The organism is Microvirga sp. CF3016, from assembly GCF_036314085.1.
Classification (GTDB): domain Bacteria; phylum Pseudomonadota; class Alphaproteobacteria; order Rhizobiales; family Beijerinckiaceae; genus Microvirga.
In genome coordinates, this window is record NZ_JAYGGM010000011.1 from 51233 (window position 1) to 70606 (window position 19374).

Consider the following 19374-nt stretch of genomic DNA (forward strand, 5'->3'; position numbering starts at 1 on the left):
TCTCCTCCCTCGCCACGGCACCATCTTCATGCTAGAACAAAACACGAACAATCCTGCGGGAAGAGCATGGACGAGAAGCTTTCCAAGAAGCTGCGCATCCTGGCGGACGCGGCGAAGTACGATGCCTCCTGCTCCTCCTCCGGGGCGCCCAAGCGCAAGGCGGACGTGGGCGGCCTGGGCTCGACGGAAGGCAGCGGCATCTGCCACGCCTACACGCCGGACGGGCGCTGCGTCTCGCTCCTGAAGATCCTGCTCACCAATTACTGCCTGTTCGATTGCGCCTATTGCGTGAACCGGCGCTCATCCAACGTGAAGCGGGCGAAGTTCACCGTCGACGAGGTGGTGACGCTCACGATCGAGTTCTACAAGCGCAACTACATCGAGGGTTTGTTCCTCTCCTCCGGCATCATCCGCTCGCCGGACTACACCATGGAGCAGATGCTGCTGGTGGCCAAGAAGCTGCGGCGAGACCACGGCTTTCACGGCTACATCCACCTGAAGACCATCCCCGAGGCGAGTCCCTGGCTCATCGAGGAGGCGGGCCTGTGGGCCGACCGCCTGTCCATCAATCTCGAGCTGCCTACGGAAACGAGCCTGGAGCGTCTGGCCCCCGAGAAGGACGGCGCCTCCATCGAGAACGCCATGGCGCAGATGTTCGAGCGCATCGAGGAGGCGCGCGAGGAGCGCCGCCACTTCTCGCCGGCCGGTCAGACCACGCAGATGATCGTCGGGGCGGACGACACGACGGACGCGGATGTGCTGCGGACCTCGGCCAAGCTCTACGGTCATTACGACATGAAGCGCGTCTATTATTCCGCCTTCAGCCCGATCCCGGATTCGAGCGCGATCCTGCCGTTGAAATCTCCGCCGCTGATGCGCGAAAGCCGGCTGTATCAAGCCGACTGGCTGCTGCGCTATTACGGCTTCGATGTGGACGAGATCGCGTCCGGCGGTGAGAAGGGCATGCTCGATCTCGACGTCGACCCGAAGCTCGCCTGGGCGCTCAAGAATCGCCACCGATTTCCCGTCGACGTGAACCGGGCGGAGCGCGAGATGCTGCTGCGCGTGCCGGGGCTGGGCGCACGGGCGGTCGACAAGATCGTCGTGGCGCGCAAGCACACCAGCCTGCGTCTGGAGGACGTTGCCCGCCTGACCTCGGGGTTGAGACGCGCCAAACCCTTCCTCGTCACGGCCGATTACCATCCGAAGGCGAAGCTCGATACCCTCAACCTGCGCGAGCGGCTGATCGAGAAGCCGGAACAGTTGAGCTTGTTCGGATGAACCTTCACCGCATCACCTTGAAAGCCGGCACGGATCTCGACGGGTTTCGCCACGCGGTGCGCTGGCTCATGGCCGAGGAGCTGGCGCCGCAGCATGTGGTTTTCGCCATCGACGAAGCGCCTGGCCTGTTCGGCCAGGAGGCCGCCGGCGACGCACCGGCGGTGTCGATCCCGAAGGGTGTGGCGCGGCTCATCGAGCACGTGATCTGCCACGGCGACCCGGAACGCTACGCACTGCTCTACCAGCTCGTCTGGCGGGTGCTGAACGGCGAGCGCGACCTGCTCGAGGTCGCGAGCGACCCCTTGGTCCACCGCATCGACCTGATGGCGCGCTCCGTACGGCGCGACCTGCACAAGATGCACGCCTTCGTGCGCTTCCGGCGCATGCCGGGAGAGGACCTCGAACGTTTCGCCGCCTGGTTCGAGCCCGAGCATTTCATCCTGGAAGCGGCAGCACCCTTCTTCGTCGACCGCTTCCGTTCCATGGATTGGACGATCCTCACGCCCCTCGGCTCCGCGTCGTGGAATCGCGAGACCCTGACCTTCGGACCGCCGGCGCAGCGCGAGGACGCGCCGGCGGAGGACAGCTTCGAGGAGGGCTGGCGCGGCTATTACGAGAGCGTGTTCAACCCGGCCCGGGTGAACCCGACCGCCATGCTGGCCGAAATGCCGAAGAAGTACTGGCGCAACATGCCCGAGACCGCCGCGATCCCCGGCCTGATCCAAACCGCCTCCCAGCGCGTTGAACGAATGATCGAACAGGAGGCGACGATGCCCGCCAAACGCACCCCAGAGCGCGCTCTTGAGGCCATGTGGGATCAGGAGCCGAAGAGCCTCAAGGAACTCAACGCCATCATCGCGAAGGCGGGACCGCTCGTGCCCGGCGCCACCCAGGCCGTGTTCGGCGAAGGCCCGGCCCATGCGCAGATCGTCTTCGTCGGCGAGCAGCCGGGCGATCAGGAGGATCTCCAGGGCCGCCCCTTTGTCGGCCCTGCCGGCAAGCTTCTGACCAAGGCCATGAAGGAAGCGGGCATCGATCGCGAGCAGGCCTATCTCACCAATGCGGTGAAGCATTTCAAATTCGAGCAGCGCGGCCATCGCCGCATTCACTCGAAGCCTACGGCCGGCGAGGTGAAGCATTACCGGCCCTGGCTGATGAAGGAGCTGGAGCTCGTCAAGCCGAAGATCGTGGTGGCGCTCGGCGCCACGGCGCTTCTGGCACTCACCGGCAAGGCGACGCCGATCACGCGCTCCCGCGGCCGGGCACGATTGGGACCGTATGAGGGCTACGTCACCGTGCATCCCTCCTACCTGCTGCGCCTGCCCGACGAGGCGACGAAGCGGGAGGCCTACGAGGCGTTCCTGAACGACCTGCGCCGCATTCACGATCTTGCGCAGGCCGACCTGGAGACTGGCGAGCTGCCGCTGGCCGCGGAATAGGCACCCATCAAGAGCTGCCGGTGCCAAAAGTCACACGGCAGAGTCCAGGGGAGTTGCCAGTCCGCGCAGATGAGCAGACCCTATCCGAAGTCGGAGCCGAACCCCGGCCCGGCCATAGGAGGCGCCGGCTGACCGGCGAACAGACCATGCCACAATTTGTCATCGAGCGAAACATGCCGGGGGTGGGCAAGTCGTCTGCTGCGGACATGCAGCAGGCTTCGCGAGCATCGTGCAATGTCCTGCGTGAGCTTGGACCCGACGTCCAGTGGGTTCACAGCTACGTCACGGATGACAAGATCTACTGCGTCTATCGGGCTCCCGATGAGGAGCTGATCCGCGAGCACGCGCAAAAGACGGGGCTTCCGGCGGATTCCATCGCACAGGTCCGACGGATCATCGACCCGACGACCGCCGATTAGACCGATCTCGGCTTCACGGACGCCCACCGTGCGACCTCCTTCAGCGCGGGCGCTCGCTAGGCCTTTGCGGCCTTCCGCTCAAAGAGCTTCCGGCGCAGATCGAGCCGCCGCATGGCTGGCGTGACCGTGATGCCGTGGAGCACGATGGAAACCAGGATGATGAATCCCGCCGTGCTCCAGAGAATCGGCACGTTGTCGAACGTGGCATGTCCGAAGGAATAGGCGAGATAATAGATCGAACCGATGCCGCGGATGCCGAAGAAGCTGATGGCCGCCCGCTCCCCGGGCGGAGGATCGGTCCCGATCAGGCCGATCCAGCCCGCGAGCGGCCGCACCACGAACAGGGCGAGAAGAGCGAAGGCAGCCGCCTGCCACGTGAGCGCATCGAAAAGACCGCCTCCGGTCATTGCGCCGCCGAACAGGACGAGGAGCACCATCATCATGAGGCGCTCGAGCTCCTCGGCGAAATCGTGCAGCTTCTGGTGATAGTCGTGCTCCGGCTCGGTGGCGCGCAGGGCCAAAGCCGCCACGAAGACCGCGAGGAAGCCGTAGCCTCTCACGATTTCGGTCAGGCCATAGGCCACGCAGGTGATGCCGAGCGCCACGAAGCCGGCGCCGGTGCGCGACAGCTTGGCGCGATTCGGCAGATGAAAAGTGAGCCAGCCCAACGCCTGCCCGACCAGGTAGCCCATGCCGACGCCGGCCGCGATCTTCCACACCACCGCATAGGCGAACCACTCCGCAAGATTCGTCAGGCCTCCGTCCTGCGCGAGGGCAACGGCGAGGAGCACGAAAGGGAAGGCGAGGCCATCGTTGAGGCCTGCTTCCGACGTGAGGGTGAAGCGGACCTCGTCCTCCTCCCGATCCATCGGCGGCCCAACCTGCACGTCGCTCGCCAGGACCGGATCGGTAGGAGCCAGTGCTGCCGCGAGCAGCAGGGCCGCAGCCAAGCTCAGGCCCAGCAGATGCTGCCCGAGCCACGCGAGGCCGAGGATCGTCAGGGGCATGGCGATGCCGAGCAGCCGCCAAGTGAGCCGCCAGCGCGTCCATCCGAACGGGCGGTCGATCTTGAGGCCCGCGCCCATGAGCGAGATGATGACCACGAACTCACTCAGGCGCTCGACGATGCCGAGCTCCTCGTTGGGATGCGGCACGACGCCCGGGAGATCGGGGAAGGCGAAGATCAGCGCACCGAGGGCCACGCAGAAGATCGGAAGGGAGAGGGGCAGCTCCTTGAGAACCATGGGAAGCCAGGCGGTCAGCAGCACCACCACCCCAAAGCCCGCCAGCACGACGATGTAAGCGTTCATAAGCCAGCGAACGCCGCCCGGACTCCGGCAGTTCCGTAACGGCAGGGGTTAACCCCCGTTAACCGCCCCTTAAACCGCCACAATTAGGGTGCTCCAGAGCATGAAAGGCCGGACGATAGAGCGGCCATGTCGATGCGGGGTTTTTAGAGGTGGCGAACGGACGTGACCGGCGGGAGCCGGTCTTCGATGCGCCCGCTGACGAGGCGGGGGAGCTGGACTTTCGCCTTTCGCCCGAGGACCGGGCTGGGGGGACGATGGCGCGCAGGCGAGCTTCTCGGAACAACGACAAGCCCTCGCGGCCCCGGAAGCTCAAGCGCAAGAGCGGCCGCTCCCTCTTCAGCAAGCTTGTCTATGCCGGGCTCGTGCTCTGCCTCTGGGGCGTCATCGGGGTCGGTGGCGTGGTGGCCTACTACGCGTCGCAGCTGCCGCCCATCGACCAGCTCACCGTGCCGAAGCGCCCGCCCAACATCGCCATCATGGCCAGCGACGGGTCGCTCCTCGCCAATCGCGGCGAGACCGGCGGACGCACGGTCACGCTCAAGGAGCTGCCGCCCTATCTGCCCAAGGCTTTCGTGGCCATCGAGGACCGGCGTTTCTATGACCATTTCGGCATCGATCCCGTCGGCATCAGCCGCGCGATCTACCGCAACCTGAGCCGCAGCGGCGGCCTGCAGGGCGGCTCGACCCTGACACAGCAGCTTGCCAAGAACCTCTTCCTGACCCAGGAGCGCACCGCCTCGCGCAAGATCCAGGAAGCGATCCTGGCGCTCTGGCTCGAGCGCAACTACTCGAAGGACCAGATCCTCGAACTCTACCTCAACCGGGTCTATTTCGGCGCCGGCGCCTACGGGGTCGAGGCCGCCGCCCAGCGCTATTACGGCAAGTCCGCGCGCAGCGTGTCGCTCTCAGAGGCGGCCGTGCTGGCAGGCCTCGTGCAGTCGCCCTCGCGTCTGGCCCCCAACCGCAATCCCGAGCGGGCGCAGGCCCGGGCCGAGCTGGTGATCGCGGCCATGAACGAACTCGGCTTCATCACGCCGGGCATGACCAAGACGGCGCTTGGCACCCCGGCCGAGCCGGTGCGCCCGAACGGGGCGGGCTCGGCCAATTACGCAGCCGACTACGTGATGGACGTGCTCGACGATTTCGTCGGCAACGTCGAGTCCGACATCGTGGTCTCGACCACCATCGAGCCCACGATGCAGGCGGCCGCCGAGCGCGTGCTCGTGGACGAACTCAATGCCAAGGGGCAGAAATTCAACGTGAGCCAAGGCGCCTTCGTGGCCCTGAAGCCGGACGGCGCCGTCAAGGCCCTGGTGGGCGGACGCAACTACGAGACGAGCCAGTTCAACCGGGCGACCACGGCCCGTCGCCAGCCGGGCTCGTCCTTCAAGCCCTTCGTCTACCTCGCCGCCGTGGAGCGGGGCTATACGCCCGACATGGTCCTCGAGGACGGACCTGTCAATTTCGGCGGTTGGGCGCCCAAGAACTACGACCGCAAGTACCGCGGGCCGATCACCTTGCGGGACGCGCTGGCGCTCTCGCTCAACACCATCGCGGTCAAGCTCAACATGGAGGTCGGGCCGAAAGCCGTGGTCCAGACGGCGCAGCGGCTCGGCATCTCCTCCCCGCTGCAGGCCAACGGCTCGCTCGCACTCGGCACCTCGGAGGTCACGCCGCTCGAGCTGGTGAGCGCCTACGCACCCTTCGCCAATGGCGGCATCGGCGTCGTGCCTTACGTGATCACCCAGGTGAAGACCACGGACGGCAAGCTGATCTACAAGCGCCCGAATTCCGGCGGCCTGGGCCGGGTCATCGACGCGAACGTCGTCGCGTCGATGAACGAGATGATGCACAACACCTTCGTGGTCGGCACCGCCCAGAAGGCGCAGGTCCCCGGCTGGTCTCTCGCCGGCAAGACCGGAACCACCGACGATTACAAGGATGCCTGGTTCGTGGGGTTTTCCGGCAATCTCGTGGCCGGCGTTTGGCTCGGCAACGACGACGGCACGCTCACCAAGCGCGTCACCGGCGGCAACCTGCCGACGGAGGTCTGGCACAACTTCATGAAGATCGCCCTGAAGGACCAGCAGCCCGTCGCGTTGCCCGGCAGCGAGCGTTTCCGCGCCCCATCGGACGTGCCGGTGGCCGGTGCGGGACAGGACCCGCGCTACGCCAATGCGGGCGAGAACGGCTGGATCCAGCCTCAGGCCGCCCCCCAGCGTCGTGCCAGCCGCGAGAAAAACTTCTTCGAGAAGCTGTTCGGGCTGTGAGGCTAACTGCCTGCTGCACCGAGGAGTTGCGGAAGAAGGATCTCAGCCTCGTGCAGGTTGAGCATGCGGGCTTTTTTGCAATGATATAATGTCTTTTCACATAGTCGACCTCTTTGTCCAAGGAGCTACCGCACCGGATGGTTTAGATATGATCTATCCTCACATGGACCGCGATCCGCATCCTGCATGCGGTTTCACGGCAGCATCGAACGAGGGGAACGATCATGACCATATCCAACCGCAAGCCTGGACAGAGCCGCAGCGGAATTCTGCCTGATCTTACGGTGCCTGACGCCGGGCTTGTCGAGGCCATGCAGCCGCTGATTCCCCCGGCGGGAGAGGCATCGGATGAGCCGTCTCCGCAGCCCGCGATGAAGCCGGGTGAGGATCCTTTCCGGATACCGGGAACGGCGCCGCGCCTGGAGCTCAGCTTTCCCACTTCATCAACCACATCCAACTCCTCCTCGACCGAAGCCGCGGCCGCTCGCATGACCGGTCCCGCCGCATCAGCCGTTTCCGCAGCCGCTTCGGTCATTCAGGGCGATGCCGGCGACAACGAGCTCGGCAGCCCGGACGCCACCACGTCCGTCACGATCAACGGCGCCGAGGGCTACGATACCCTCTGGGGCGGGACGACCGCCGACGCGCTTCACGGCGACGTCGACAACGACTCGCTCATTGGTGGAGCCGGAAACGATACCCTCGACGGAGGTCTCGACTGGGACGTCGTCTCCTACCAGGAAGAGACCGGCGGTGCAGGGATCGTCCTCAACCTGAGCGACACGGCCTGGACCCATGGCGCCACGACCTATGCGTCGCTCACCGGCACGGATACATGGGGCAATCTCGATACTCTCCTGAACATCGAGGAGGTCTACGGATCGGCATCCGGCGACGTGATCTACGCGGCCGATTCCGTGCAGGACTGGATCATGCACGGCAACGGGGGCGACGATACGCTGACCGGCGGCGGCAACCGCGATACGCTGATCGGCGGAGCAGGCAACGACAGGCTCGTCAACGGCACCGTTCTCTATCTCGGCACCGATGCCATCAATGCCGACCTGACGGCCGGCCGTGCCAGCGGCCAGGGCGAGGACACCCTGTCGGGGGTGACTCATCTCATCGGCGGCGAGGGCAACGACACCATTCGCGGCGGGACATTCGCCTCCACGATCGACGGCGGCTTCGGCAACGACGTCCTCTACACGGGCGGAACGACCTATATCGACGCGAGCTTGGGTGCGGATACGGTCCACGGCGGCATCTGGACCGGCACATCCGTTCGCTCGACCACGACCACAATCAAGGTGAATGCAAGCACCGTTCTCACCTATGAAGACCTGATCGGCCCGACGGCGGCCGTCAAGGCCAATCTGGGTGACCGCTGGGTCGACGAGTATTCCAACGGTGTGCGCTCTTCGACGGACAGGTTGTTCGGGAACGTGGGCAAGTTCGTCGGCACCGCCGGCAACGATACGATCATGGGAAGCGCTTTGAACAACACGATCGTCGGAGGTGGCGGCAGTGACCACATCATCGGCTTCGGCGGAAGCGATTCCCTTGCAGGCGGCGACGGCAACGATACTCTCACCGGGAGCGATGGCTATCTCGATACGCTCGCTGGTGGTCTTGGTGACGATCATTACGTGACCGGCGATAGAAACGACGTGATCGTCGATGCCGGCGGCAACGACACCCTTCAAACTTATCTTTCCAGCTACACGCTCCAGGCCGATATCGAGAATCTGGTCCTTACGGCCTCAAGCGCCGGAACCCTGATCGGCAACACGGCCGACAACAAGCTGACCAGCGGCGACGGGAACGACACACTCGACGGCGCCGCCGGCAGCGACACCATGACCGGTGGAGCCGGCAACGACGTCTATTACATCCGCGATATCGGCGATGTTGCGATCGAGCTGAGCGGCACGACCGGTGGAAGGGACACGGTCATCATCTCCGTCCGCAATTACGACGGCACCAAGCTCGCCAACATCGAGGTCGTCGAACTCGTCGGCGAAGGCAGCATCGCGGGCACCAACACGGCGCCCCAGATCGGCGGGCTCGCCACGCCCCTGAACCTCTCGATTGCCGACAATGAGGTCGCGAGCCCCTTCACGTCCATCACGATCACAGACACCGACAGCGCCAGCGTCACCGCAACCGTCACTTTGAACAACGGCTACGGCGCGCTGACCAATCTCGGCATCGGCACCTACGATCCTCAGTTGCGGCGCTATACGGTTACCGGAACGGCCGAGCAGGTGCAGACCGCCCTGCGCGCCCTCGTCTACGATCCCTTCGACCGGCCGAATGACGCGACCGGCAATGCCCTGACCACGGCCTTTACCATCACCCTCACCGACGTGGAGGGCGTGGCGGCTGCTCCCAACACGAACGTCTCGGTGACGAGCGTCACGGCGAACCGCGCGCCGTCAATTTCCTACATCCATCAGACGTTCACCACCTACGACACGGAGAACACGGATCTCGTCAAGCCGTTCGTCTATGTCGCCATCAACGAACCGAACGCGGGCGACACGCTGACCGTAACGATTCAAGTCGACGACCCGGCCAAGGGAATTCTCGTGCCCGCGCAAGGTGGCACCTACGATGCCGAGACCGGTGTCTTCACCTTCGTCGGGACTCTCCAAGCGGCGCGGGCGGCCCTCGCCTCGCTCATGTTCAATCCCACGGACAGGCCGGATGCGGAGGCGGGTTCCACCGAAGCGACGACGTTCTCGATCACGGTGACGGATGCAAGCGGCGCTCCAGCATCCGCTTCGGACATTGCTACCGTTACGTCAGTCGCGGTCGGACATGTCAATCGTGCGCCATCGGAGCCGGTCCTCTCTGGAGGCACCATCACCGACAAGATCAACTCCGAAATGGTTGTCGGGGCGCTGACGACGACGGATCCCGACGGCGATCCGCTCACGATGACCTTCGATTGGGCCCAAGCCAATTCTTCAGGTCTGATCAGTGCCGACGGCCGCTTCAAGATCGTCGACGGCACCATCGTGGTCAACGATCCGTCGCTTATTCAGGTGGACGGCGATCAGACCTTCACCTACACGGTCACGGCCTCGGACGGACACGGCGGCACCGCCTCAAGCACGATCGAAATCCATGTGGCAGACGTGAACCATGGCCCGACGGCGCCCGTCCTCGTCGGCGGCGCGATTTCCGAGACGGCCGCCGTCCACACGATTGCCGGCACGCTCTCCTCCACGGACGCCGACGGCGATCCGATCGCATACACCTTCACGAACCCGCTCGCGGGCACGAACGGACGCGTCAGCGCCGACGGCCGCTTCGAAATCGTGAACGGCACCATCCAGGTCAGGGACCCGTCCCTGATCCAGGTGAACGGCGACACGACCTTCAACTATGCGATCTATGCATCCGACGGTTATGGCGGCAGGGTTTCCAACAGCGTCTCGATCACCGTAAAGAACGTCGGCGGCCCAGTCGGCCTCCAGCTTTCCAAGGCCACGATCCTCGAACATAGTGCCGTCGGCCAAGCCATCGGTACTCTGTCCACAACCGGCGCGGACCAGAGCGCGTTCACCTACAACTTGCTCAACGATGGCGGAGGACGCGTCGAGCTGGTCAACAACCAGCTGCGCGTGAAGGACAATGCGAAGATCGATTACGAACAGCTCACCTCCTTCAGGATCACGGTCGAAGCCACCGATGGCACAGTGAAGACGGTGAAGGACTTCACGATCAGGATTCAGGACCTGAGCCCCGAGAACGTGCTTGGAACGGATCGATCCGACTTGATCCGCGGCGGCAGCGGCAAGGACACGCTTTCCGGCGGCAATGGAAACGATACCCTGAGCGGCGGCGCAGGCACGGACCTCCTGACCGGGGGCAAAGGCTCCGACATCTTCCTGTTCGATCGCAGCACTCCCACCACGGCCGGCCCGGACATGATCCAGGACTTCAAGACCACCGAGTATGACCGCATTCACCTGTCCCAGAACACCTTCTCGGGCTTCAAGGCCTCCGATCTCGGCAGGCTGAAGGCGAGCGCCTTCGTCCTCGGCGCCACAGCGTTGGATCGGGAAGATCGGATCATCTACGATCAGGCCTCAGGCAAGCTCTACTACGATGCCGATGGAACAGGCGGAAGTACGCAATTTCACATTGCCACTTTCACGAATTCAGGCACCAAGCCGGCTTTGACCTATGCCAGCTTCTTCATCGTCTGATCGACCTCCTCCCGCATAGGTGTTTTCCAGGGTGGCTCTTCGACGAGAGCCGCCCTGGCAGCTTTGAAGGCATGACATGCATGCCGCGGACGGAATGTTGGTGGAGCGCTTCCTCGAAGAGGCCGTCAGACGGGCTCGCTCCGCCGCGCCCGTCCGGTGACCAGGAACAGGCCAAGCGCCAGCACGCCCGTGGTGGCGATAGTGGCGGGCAACGGGATCGCGGAGGCGTCGAGATTGCGTCCCAGAAGAATGCCCACGATGGCCGCGAAGGTCATTTGACAGATGCCAAGCAGGGACGAGGCTGCGCCGGCCCGATCCGGGAACGGCATCAGGGCCGAGGCCATGGATTGCGGCATGGTGAGACCGACGCCCACGCCGTAGATCGCCATGGGGGCGCTGATGCTCAAGGACGACGGGACGCCGGCCAGCACCAGGACCAGCATGGCGGCGCCACCGAGCGCGAGGCATGTCACCCCGAGCCTGATGGTGCCGTCGAGCCCGTAACGGCCGACGAAATGTTGCGCCAGAGTGGTGCCGGTCATGAATCCCGCCACCACGAAGGTGAAGGAAAAGGCGAAGGACAACTCGTCGAGACCGTAGATCTTCTGCAGCACGAAGGACGAGCCGGAGATGAAGGCGAAGAGGCCGCCATAGGTGAGCATGGAGAGGCCGACATAGGTCCGGTAGCCGGCATGTCCCAGCAGGAGCCTGAAGCCGCGCAGGATCGCGGCGAACGAGATCGGCACATCCGATTTCCGGCGGATGCTTTCCGGCATGCGCAGGGCTATCGTGGCGGCGAGCGCCAGACCGAACAGGATCATCACGCCGAAGGTCACGCGCCATCCGGTGAAGCGCTCGATGATGCCGCCGAGAACGGGAGCGGCCGCCGGCACCACGCCCATGATCGTGCCCATGCGCGACAATTCACGGCCCGCGCGCGGTCCCTCGTAGAAATCGCGCACGATGGCACGTCCCAGCACGATGGGCCCGGAGGCGCCGAGAGCCTGCAGGAAGCGCGCGCCGATCAGGGTCTCGATGTTGGGCGAGAGCGCGCAGATCAGACTCGCGAGAGTGAAGAGCCCGAGCCCGAAGAGCAGCACGGGCTTGCGGCCGATCCGGTCGGACACGGGGCCATAGAAGAACTGCCCGGCGGCAAAGCCGAGGAGGAAAGCCGACAGGGTGAGCTGCGTCTGTCCCGTCGTCGCCTTGAGCCCTCCCGCGATCGCGGGAAGCGAGGGCAGGTACATGTCCGTCGAGAGAGGTCCCAGTGCGGTGAGCAGCGCCAGGACGACGGTGAGGGCCAGCGTGTCGGGTTTGAGCATGAAACGGTTTCAACGATGACAGGCACGCCCGGTTAAGCCGAAACGCCGTGCCTGTCATCTGTTTTAAAGCGCCTTAAGCGGCGCGGACCGTCGTCAGGAAGGCGTTGACCTGGTTGCGCAGATGCTCGGCCTGGCCCACGAGGGCCGAGGAGGACGTCAGCACCTGATGGGCCGCCATCTCCGTCTCCTCGGCCACCTGGGCCACCTTGTTGATGTTGGCCGTCACCTCGCCCGTTCCGGCGGAGGCCTGGTTGACGGAAGCGACGATCTCCCGTGTGGCGGCGCCCTGCTGGTCCACCGCGATGGCGATGCTGCCGGACACGTCGCTCATGGCCTGGATGCGCTGGGTGATGCCGTTGATCGCCTCCACGGCCTGCGAGGTCGAGGTCTGGATCGCGGCGATCTGGCTCGAGATGTCGGCGGTGGCCTTCGAGGTCTGGTCGGCAAGCGACTTCACCTCGGTGGCCACCACGGCGAAGCCGCGGCCGGCCTCACCGGCGCGGGCTGCCTCGATGGTGGCATTCAGCGCCAGCAGGTTGGTCTGGCCCGCGATAGCCGAGATCATGTCGATGACCGCACCGACCCGGTCGGCGGCGGCGCTCAGCTGCGAGACGATCTCGGTCGTCAAGGTCGCGGCTTGCACGGCTTCGCGCGACATGACGGCCGATTGCTCGACCTGGCGGCTGATCTCGCTCACGGAGGCGCCGAGCTCTTCGGTGGCGCTCGACATGGCCAGCACGTTGGCCGAGGTCTGTTCGGCAGCCGCCGCAACGGCCGTGGAGCGCGAGGACGTCGCTTGGGCGGAATTCGTCAGCTGCTCCGCGGTGACCTGCATCCGGCCGGCCGCCGTCGAGACCGACTCGATGATCTCGCCGATGGCGCCGTCGAAGGTTTCGGCCAGCTCGGTCATCATGCGCTTGCGCTGGACCTCGGAGGCCTCGCGGGCCTGGACCGCTTCCACCTCGAGCGCCTTGTTGCGGACCATGCGATCCTTGAACACCTGCACGGTCTCGATCATCTGGCCGATGTCGCGGCTGCGATTGCCGGCCGGCAGCTCGACCGCGAGGTCGCCATCGGCCAGCCGACGCATGACCGAGGTCAGGTTGCGCAGGGGCGACACGATGCTGACCTTCGTCATCAGGAGGCTGATCAGCACCCCGAGGACGATGCCGATGGCGGCCACGCCGATCTGGAGCCGGATTGCAGCATTCGCGCCCTCCTCGGCAGCCGCGCGCATATCGGCGAGCTTCTTCGCCGTATAGGTGCTGTAGGCCTTCACCGTGTCGGTGACCGCGCGCTGGGAGGCCAGCCCCTTCTCGACCTCGGCATTCATGATCGTCCGGTCGGCCCCCTTGTCGGAGGCCGCCACTTTGATCATGGCGCGGATGACGTCGAAATAGCCGTTCAGGGCTGCCCGCATCTGGTCGAGCAGGGTCTTCTCCTGGGAATCCGCCACCGATTCGAGCGTCTTGAACCGGTCGAGCATCTCTTTGGTGCGGCGCTCGGCTTCCGTGCTGAAATCGGACGCCTTGCCCGGCTGCTGGGCGACCTGGTAGGTCATCCGGCTGATGGCGATGATGTCGACGCGCAGGTCCATGGCCTCGCGCGCGGCCTCCTCACGCAGGCCGACGATCTCCATCTCACCTTTGAGCTTGGACGTCTCGCGCCAGCCCACCACGGCGATCATGGCGGCGACGAGCCCCATGAGGGAAACAACCGCAATCACCTTTTGCGGAATCGAGAAGTCTTTCAGTGCCATCGGAATCTTGCCCCTGCAGACCCTTCGTCGTGTCCGGCTCTTAAGGAAGCGGCCGGATCGACAAACGTCAGGTCTATTGCCCTAACGGCATGTCTGCGGGGTGCTGGTTAAAAAACCGATAAATTGTCCAATGGAAACAAAAGGATTGGCTACGAGTCATCCCGGACGCCCTCAGGCGATCGGGGGATCGCAGGTTCCAGTGTTTCTCCCGGCCTAAGCGGAGGGAGGGAATCCATAATGTTGAGTGTGGACGTGTATCGGCTTCCAGCCTGCAGCCGCCGGGGATGACACTTTCCACGTCATGGCCGGGCTTGTCCCGGCCATCTCGACTGGGAAAGTACGGCGTCTCTCGTATCGGGATCACCGGCACAAGGCCGGTGATGACGTGGAGGGGCTATCAGCGGCCCTTGCCCGGCTGACGATCGGCAGAGACGATATGGCGCAACAGCCACTCACCCGATCCGGTGCAGGGCGCTGCCGTAGGTCTTCAACCAGGCTTCCGCCTCGTCCGTGCGCGGGCAGAGCTGGTAGGTGAGCTTCCAGAACCGGTTGGAATGGTTGAGCTCGCGCAGGTGCGCCACCTCGTGGGCCGCGAGATAATCGAGCACGAAGGGCGGGGCCATGATCAGCCGCCAGGAGAAGCTGAGCGCCCCGTTGGCCGAGCAGGAGCCCCAGCGGCTCTTGGTATCGCGCACGGTGATGCGCTTGACCGGCACGCCGAGCTGGGCCGTATGCTTCTTCACGGCCAGGGCGAAGTCACGTTTCGCCTCGGCTTCGAGGAAATCCCGCACCCGCCTGGCCACATGGGCCGCTTCGCCGGCAACCGCGATGATGGGCTCGCCTGCGCCACCCCTGGTCGCCTGGGTCACGCCCCGGACCGAGGACCAATGGACGATCCGGTGAGGGACGCCGCGAAAGGGCACGAGGGCGCCCGGCTCGAAGGGCACGCGCTCCGGCACCTTGGCGAGCCGGGTGGCGATCCAGTGGCTGTGGCTGTCGGCGAATTTCTGGGCCAGCCCCACATCGGTGCGCTCGGGGATGCTCAGCACGACCTCGCCGGTCGCGTTGGAGACGCGCAGCGTGATCCGCTTGGCCGTGGGACGGCGTTTGAGGGCCACCTTGAAGGTCTGGCCCTCATGGAAGACTTTGAGATGAGGCGGGTCCGCAGGAACGCGGCGGAACAGGGCGGATTTCATATCCGCAATCTGCCCTGTCGGGCTGATTCTGTCAGCGCAGCCGTTTGCCGCTCCTAAGAACGTATCAAGAACAGACTCAGGCCCTTGACGGCTTCTTCCGAGCTGGCTCTCGGCTGTGATTCTCAATGAATTCAACGATTCGAGGAGCGATCTGAGCCCTGAAGCGAGAACCGTTGAAGACGCCATAGTGACCGACCCCGGCCTGCAGGTGATAGAGCTTCTTGTCGGAGGGCAGATTGGGGGTCAAGTCCAAGGCCGCCAGGGTCTGGCCCACGCCCGAGATGTCGTCCCGCTCGCCCTCGACGGCCATGATGGCGCAGCGCCGGATGGCCATGAGATCCACCGGCTGATCCCGGTGCATCATCTCGCCCTTGGGCAGTTCGTGGTTCACGAACACCGTCTCGACCGTCTGCAGGTAGAACTCGGCGGTCAGGTCCATGACGGCGAGATACTCGTCGTAGAAGTCCCGGTGCTTCTCGGCCGAATCGCCGTCGCCTTCCACGAGATGGTTGAACATTTCGTAATGGGCCGTGAGATGCCGGTCGATGTTCATGGCCATGAAGCCGGAGAGCTGCAGGAAGCCCGGATAGACGTCGCGCCAGAAGCCCGGATGGGACGGGGGCACCTTGGTGATGCAGTGCTGCCGGAACCAATCGATGCCGCGCTCCTCGGCCAGCCGGTTCACGGCGGTGGGCGAGCGGCGGGTGTCGATGGGTCCGCCCATGAGGATCATGGAGCGAGGGATGAAGGGATCGTTCTCAGCCTCGAGACGGGCGACCGCCGCAACCACGGGAACGGCCGGTTGGCACACGGCCATCACGCTCAAGCCCGGACCCAAGTCCCGGAACATGGCCTTGAGATAGTCGATATAGTCGTCGAGATCGAATCGGCCCTCCGCCAGGGGCACCATGCGGGCATCGGTCCAATCGGTGATCATGACCTGATGGGTCGGCAGGAAGGTCTCGACCGTGCCGCGCAACAGCGTGGCGTAATGGCCCGACATGGGCGCCACGATCAGGAGCTTCGGCTGGTCCTCGGCGCGGGCATGGTCGCGCTCGAAGGAGATGACGCGGCAGAAGGGACGCTCCCAGACGATCGCCTCGGTGACCGCCACCTCCTCGTTGCCGATCACGGTGGTGGGCAGGTTGAAGGCAGGCTTGCCGTAGCGCCGGGTGGTGCGCTCGAACAATTCGCAGGCCGCCGACACGGTCCGGCCATAAGGCGTGTTCGTGAGGGGATTGTCGGGATTGTCGAAAAAATGCTTCGTGAAATCGGAGGCTGCGCGGGCCGGACTCAGGAGCCAATGCGCGGTATCGTACCAAACATAGGAAAAATTCATCTAACTGTCCCCAAAGGCCGGGCGCCTGTTCTCGCATCTTGCGGTAGGCTTTATCCTCAACCGTAATTTTAAGATTAAAGTTCCTTCAGATTATTGCAACAGCCTAGCTCTTCCCCTGCGAAAACGAACTACATACTTTGGTTCCAGAGCATCGCCGAAGTCGATGATAGGAAAATAGGCAGACGCTCTCTGCTTGGCGAACGATGACGCCACCCTATTCTGTTCGGAGATGTCCAAGATCGACCAGAAGAGCCTGACCCATCACGCCCGGCACCTGCGCCTCGACACGCTCGTCCGCCTGCGCTGGCTCGCCATTGCCGGTCAGGCGACGGCCGTCGCCGGCGTGCGATTCGGGCTCGGCTTTCCCCTCCCCTTCGCCCTCTGCTTCCTGGTCATCAGCGCCTCGGTCTGGGTCAACCTGCTCCTGCGCATCCAGTACCCGGCAAGCCACCGGCTCAGCGACAACATCGCCACGGCGCTCCTCGCCTTCGACATCCTGCAATTGGCAGGGCTTCTCTACCTGACCGGCGGGCTGGAAAACCCCTTCGCCATGCTGTTCCTGGCGCCCGTGCTGATCTCGGCCACGGCCCTGACCCCGGAGCGGACCTTAGGGCTTGGCCTTCTCGCCATCGGCTGCGCGACGCTCCTGGTCCTCGCCCACAGGCCCCTGCCGTGGTTTCCCGGACAGAGCTTCACCCTTCCCTTCCTGTACGTGACCGGGATCTGGACCGCGATCGTGCTCGGCACGGCCTTCACCGGCATCTATGCCTGGCGCGTGGCCGAGGAGGCCCGGCAGCTCGCCCAGGCGCTCGCCGCGACCGAGCTGGTGCTCGCCCGCGAGCAGCACCTGTCCCAGCTCGACGGCCTCGCCGCGGCGGCGGCCCATGAGCTCGGCACGCCGCTTGCGACCATCGCCCTGGTGACGAAGGAGCTGAGCCATTCCATGCCCAAGGACGGTCCCGTCGGGGAGGATCTGAGGCTCCTGCAGGAGCAGGTGGAACGTTGCCGCACGATCCTGACCAAGCTCACCTCCATGGGGCAGGAGGAGGAATCGGAATTCCTGGAGACCATCTCGTTGAGCCACCTGGTGGAGGAGATCGTCGAGCCGCAGCGCGCCGTCGGCTTCGACGTGCAGGTCGAGACGAGAGGCGAGGGCCCGGAGCCCATGGGACGGCGCAACCCGGGCGTCGTCTACGGCCTGTCCAACATCCTCGACAACGCCACGGACTTCGCCGAAAGCCGCGTGACAATCGAGGCCTGCTGGTCTCCTCACGAGGTTTTCATCGAGATCCGGGATGACGGCCCCGGCTACGCTCCCGATATCCTGCTCAGGGTCGGCGAGCCCTACGTGACCACCCGCAGCGCCGCCGAGCGCACGGAGGACAGCGAGGAAGGCGGAGGATTGGGATTGGGCCTGTTCATCGCCAAGACGCTGATCGAGCGCTCGGGAGCCGAACTGACCCTGACGAACGCCGCTCCGCCGGCCTCCGGGGCCATCGCACGGATCGTTTGGCCCCGTCATGCGTTTGAACGAGGTGCGGCAATTTCGCCGCAGGGAGAATCCAAGCTGTCCCTCAAAGGTTAGAGCAAGAATTCCCATATGAGAGAGGAGCCGGACAGGCTCGCTCGTGAGGGGGTTAAAGCCTTAAGATGCAAGGAGATGTTCTGATGGCCGATGCGCCTGCCGCGTTCGAGGATCGCGCTGACAAGAGCCTCTTGATCGTCGACGACGACCGGCCGTTCTCGACCCGACTCGCCCGCGCGATGGAAGGGCGCGGCTATCAGGTTCGCGTGGCCGAAAGTGTGACGGACGGCCTCGCGGCGATCGAAAGCGAACCGCCGGCTTTCGCCGTGATCGACATGCGCCTCGGCGACGGCAACGGGCTCGACGTGATCGAGCGCCTGAAGAGCCGCCGCCCGGATGCTCGTGGCGTCATCCTCACCGGCTACGGCAACATCGCCACCGCCGTCACGGCGGTGAAGATGGGCGCCTTCGACTACCTGGCGAAGCCCGCCGATGCGGACGAGATCCACGCCGCCCTCATGGCCCAGCCGGGCGAACGGGCGCTTCCGCCGGAAAATCCCATGTCGGCGGACCGGGTGCGCTGGGAGCACATCCAGCGCGTCTACGAGCTTTGCGGCCGCAACGTCTCGGAAACCGCGCGCCGCCTCAACATGCACCGCCGAACCCTGCAGCGCATTCTCGCCAAGCGCGCCCCGCGCTGATCTCTCGACCCTCCGGTACCGGACATGAGGCGTGACGGCTCAGCGGGAATAGACGCTCGCCCGCACGTCCGTGACGGCACGGGGATCCGCGCGGTACCGCATCCACAATAAGACAAGCCCGAAGGCCGGCAGCAGGAGATCCGTGTAGAAGATCACGCCCGCATTGCCCGGCGCGAAGTTGTGCGCCTCCACCATCTGCTGCACGTGGCCGGCCGCCGCCCCCCAGAGGAAGCAGGCGGGTCCGACGAGGGCGGCCAAGCGCATCCCAGCGCCGCCTCTGAACGCCATGAACCCAACGACGGAGAACCCGAGGCTGGCAAAGCCCACTTCCTTCTGGAACGGGCTGGCCTGCCAGCCGATGAACGCGGCCGCCATCTCCGAGAAGAAGACGTGCATGACGAAATTGTAGAGGAAGCTCACCCCGAGCGAGAAGAACAGGAACCAGGACAGGAGCGCTTCGGCGATCGTGGCATGGTTCCAGGGGCGCGGGAGTCGCAGCAGGGCGACAAGCGATGCGACGAGCCCGCCGACAAAGAGCGTCAGGGTGAAGTTGCTGAGCAGAAACCGTATGGCCTGTTCCACGATCGTCCCCC

General features: G+C 64.8%; 13 protein-coding genes. 7 read left to right on the forward strand and 6 right to left on the reverse strand.

Annotated elements, in window-relative coordinates; genetic code table 11:
- Positions 1–66 precede the first annotated feature (66 nt).
- The 3 genes from VB672_RS16865 to VB672_RS16875 all read left to right on the forward strand — a co-directional run bounded on the left by VB672_RS16865 (position 67) and on the right by VB672_RS16875 (position 3139).
- Positions 67–1281, forward strand: a complete 1215-nt coding sequence (locus tag VB672_RS16865) for a putative DNA modification/repair radical SAM protein (protein WP_329785361.1) — start codon at positions 67–69, stop codon at positions 1279–1281.
- A complete protein-coding gene (locus VB672_RS16870; RefSeq protein WP_329785362.1) occupies positions 1278–2720 on the forward strand; it encodes a UdgX family uracil-DNA binding protein in 1443 nt (480 codons plus the stop codon). Before VB672_RS16865 ends, VB672_RS16870 begins: the two co-directional genes overlap by 4 nt.
- A gap of 146 nt (positions 2721–2866) precedes the next feature.
- Positions 2867–3139: a DUF4242 domain-containing protein gene (locus tag VB672_RS16875; protein ID WP_329785363.1), complete on the forward strand. Its 273-nt coding sequence runs from the start codon at positions 2867–2869 to the stop codon at positions 3137–3139.
- A gap of 56 nt (positions 3140–3195) precedes the next feature.
- On the opposite strand, the gene VB672_RS16880 is transcribed toward VB672_RS16875, so the two are convergent.
- The gene (locus tag VB672_RS16880) at positions 3196–4449 is read right to left on the reverse strand and encodes a cation:proton antiporter (RefSeq protein WP_329785364.1); all 1254 of its coding nucleotides are present in this window, start codon (positions 4447–4449) and stop codon (positions 3196–3198) included.
- Between the two features lie 149 nt (positions 4450–4598).
- On the opposite strand from VB672_RS16880, the gene VB672_RS16885 reads away from it, so the two are divergent.
- Together VB672_RS16885 and VB672_RS16890 are read left to right on the forward strand one after the other, a co-directional pair.
- Positions 4599–6719 carry a transglycosylase domain-containing protein gene (locus tag VB672_RS16885; protein ID WP_329785365.1) on the forward strand — a complete coding sequence of 707 codons (2121 nt, stop codon included), beginning with the start codon at positions 4599–4601 and terminating at the stop codon, positions 6717–6719.
- A 224-nt stretch (positions 6720–6943) separates the two neighbouring features.
- A complete protein-coding gene (locus VB672_RS16890) occupies positions 6944–10939 on the forward strand; it encodes an Ig-like domain-containing protein (protein ID WP_329785366.1) in 3996 nt (1331 codons plus the stop codon).
- 125 nt (positions 10940–11064) lie between these two features.
- Here VB672_RS16890 and VB672_RS16895 read toward each other — a convergent pair whose 3' ends face one another.
- The 4 genes from VB672_RS16895 to VB672_RS16910 form a co-directional block, all read right to left on the reverse strand.
- A complete protein-coding gene (locus VB672_RS16895) occupies positions 11065–12261 on the reverse strand; it encodes a multidrug effflux MFS transporter (RefSeq protein WP_329785367.1) in 1197 nt (398 codons plus the stop codon).
- A gap of 73 nt (positions 12262–12334) precedes the next feature.
- Entirely contained in the window at positions 12335–14020 is a 1686-nt protein-coding gene (locus VB672_RS16900; protein WP_329785368.1) for a methyl-accepting chemotaxis protein, read from the reverse strand.
- 452 nt (positions 14021–14472) lie between these two features.
- Positions 14473–15216: a M48 family metallopeptidase gene (locus VB672_RS16905; protein WP_329785369.1), complete on the reverse strand. Its 744-nt coding sequence runs from the start codon at positions 15214–15216 to the stop codon at positions 14473–14475.
- A 76-nt stretch (positions 15217–15292) separates the two neighbouring features.
- Entirely contained in the window at positions 15293–16555 is a 1263-nt protein-coding gene (locus tag VB672_RS16910; protein WP_329785370.1) for a polyhydroxyalkanoate depolymerase, read from the reverse strand.
- Positions 16556–16784: 229 nt separating this feature from the next.
- Between VB672_RS16910 and VB672_RS16915 the strand changes: the two genes are divergently transcribed.
- The gene (locus VB672_RS16915) at positions 16785–18140 is read left to right on the forward strand and encodes an ActS/PrrB/RegB family redox-sensitive histidine kinase (protein WP_329785371.1); all 1356 of its coding nucleotides are present in this window, start codon (positions 16785–16787) and stop codon (positions 18138–18140) included.
- 83 nt (positions 18141–18223) lie between these two features.
- Entirely contained in the window at positions 18224–18781 is a 558-nt protein-coding gene (locus tag VB672_RS16920; RefSeq protein ID WP_009490768.1) for an ActR/PrrA/RegA family redox response regulator transcription factor, read from the forward strand.
- Positions 18782–18820: 39 nt separating this feature from the next.
- On the opposite strand, the gene VB672_RS16925 is transcribed toward VB672_RS16920, so the two are convergent.
- A complete protein-coding gene (locus VB672_RS16925) occupies positions 18821–19363 on the reverse strand; it encodes a DUF6790 family protein (RefSeq protein WP_329785372.1) in 543 nt (180 codons plus the stop codon).
- Positions 19364–19374: the final 11 nt, after the last annotated feature.

Excerpts from the sequence above, each read along its gene's own strand:
- VB672_RS16865 (WP_329785361.1), top strand. The coding sequence starts at position 67 with ATGGACGAGAAGCTTTCCAAGAAGCTGCGCATCCTGGCGGACGCGGCG.
- VB672_RS16870 (WP_329785362.1), top strand. The coding sequence starts at position 1,278 with ATGAACCTTCACCGCATCACCTTGAAAGCCGGCACGGATCTCGACGGG.
- VB672_RS16875 (WP_329785363.1), top strand. The coding sequence starts at position 2,867 with ATGCCACAATTTGTCATCGAGCGAAACATGCCGGGGGTGGGCAAGTCG.
- VB672_RS16880 (WP_329785364.1), bottom strand. The coding sequence starts at position 4,449 with ATGAACGCTTACATCGTCGTGCTGGCGGGCTTTGGGGTGGTGGTGCTG.
- VB672_RS16890 (WP_329785366.1), top strand. The coding sequence starts at position 6,944 with ATGACCATATCCAACCGCAAGCCTGGACAGAGCCGCAGCGGAATTCTG.
- VB672_RS16895 (WP_329785367.1), bottom strand. The coding sequence starts at position 12,261 with ATGCTCAAACCCGACACGCTGGCCCTCACCGTCGTCCTGGCGCTGCTC.
- VB672_RS16900 (WP_329785368.1), bottom strand. The coding sequence starts at position 14,020 with ATGGCACTGAAAGACTTCTCGATTCCGCAAAAGGTGATTGCGGTTGTT.
- VB672_RS16905 (WP_329785369.1), bottom strand. The coding sequence starts at position 15,216 with ATGAAATCCGCCCTGTTCCGCCGCGTTCCTGCGGACCCGCCTCATCTC.
- VB672_RS16910 (WP_329785370.1), bottom strand. The coding sequence starts at position 16,555 with ATGAATTTTTCCTATGTTTGGTACGATACCGCGCATTGGCTCCTGAGT.
- VB672_RS16915 (WP_329785371.1), top strand. The coding sequence starts at position 16,785 with ATGTCCAAGATCGACCAGAAGAGCCTGACCCATCACGCCCGGCACCTG.
- VB672_RS16920 (WP_009490768.1), top strand. The coding sequence starts at position 18,224 with ATGGCCGATGCGCCTGCCGCGTTCGAGGATCGCGCTGACAAGAGCCTC.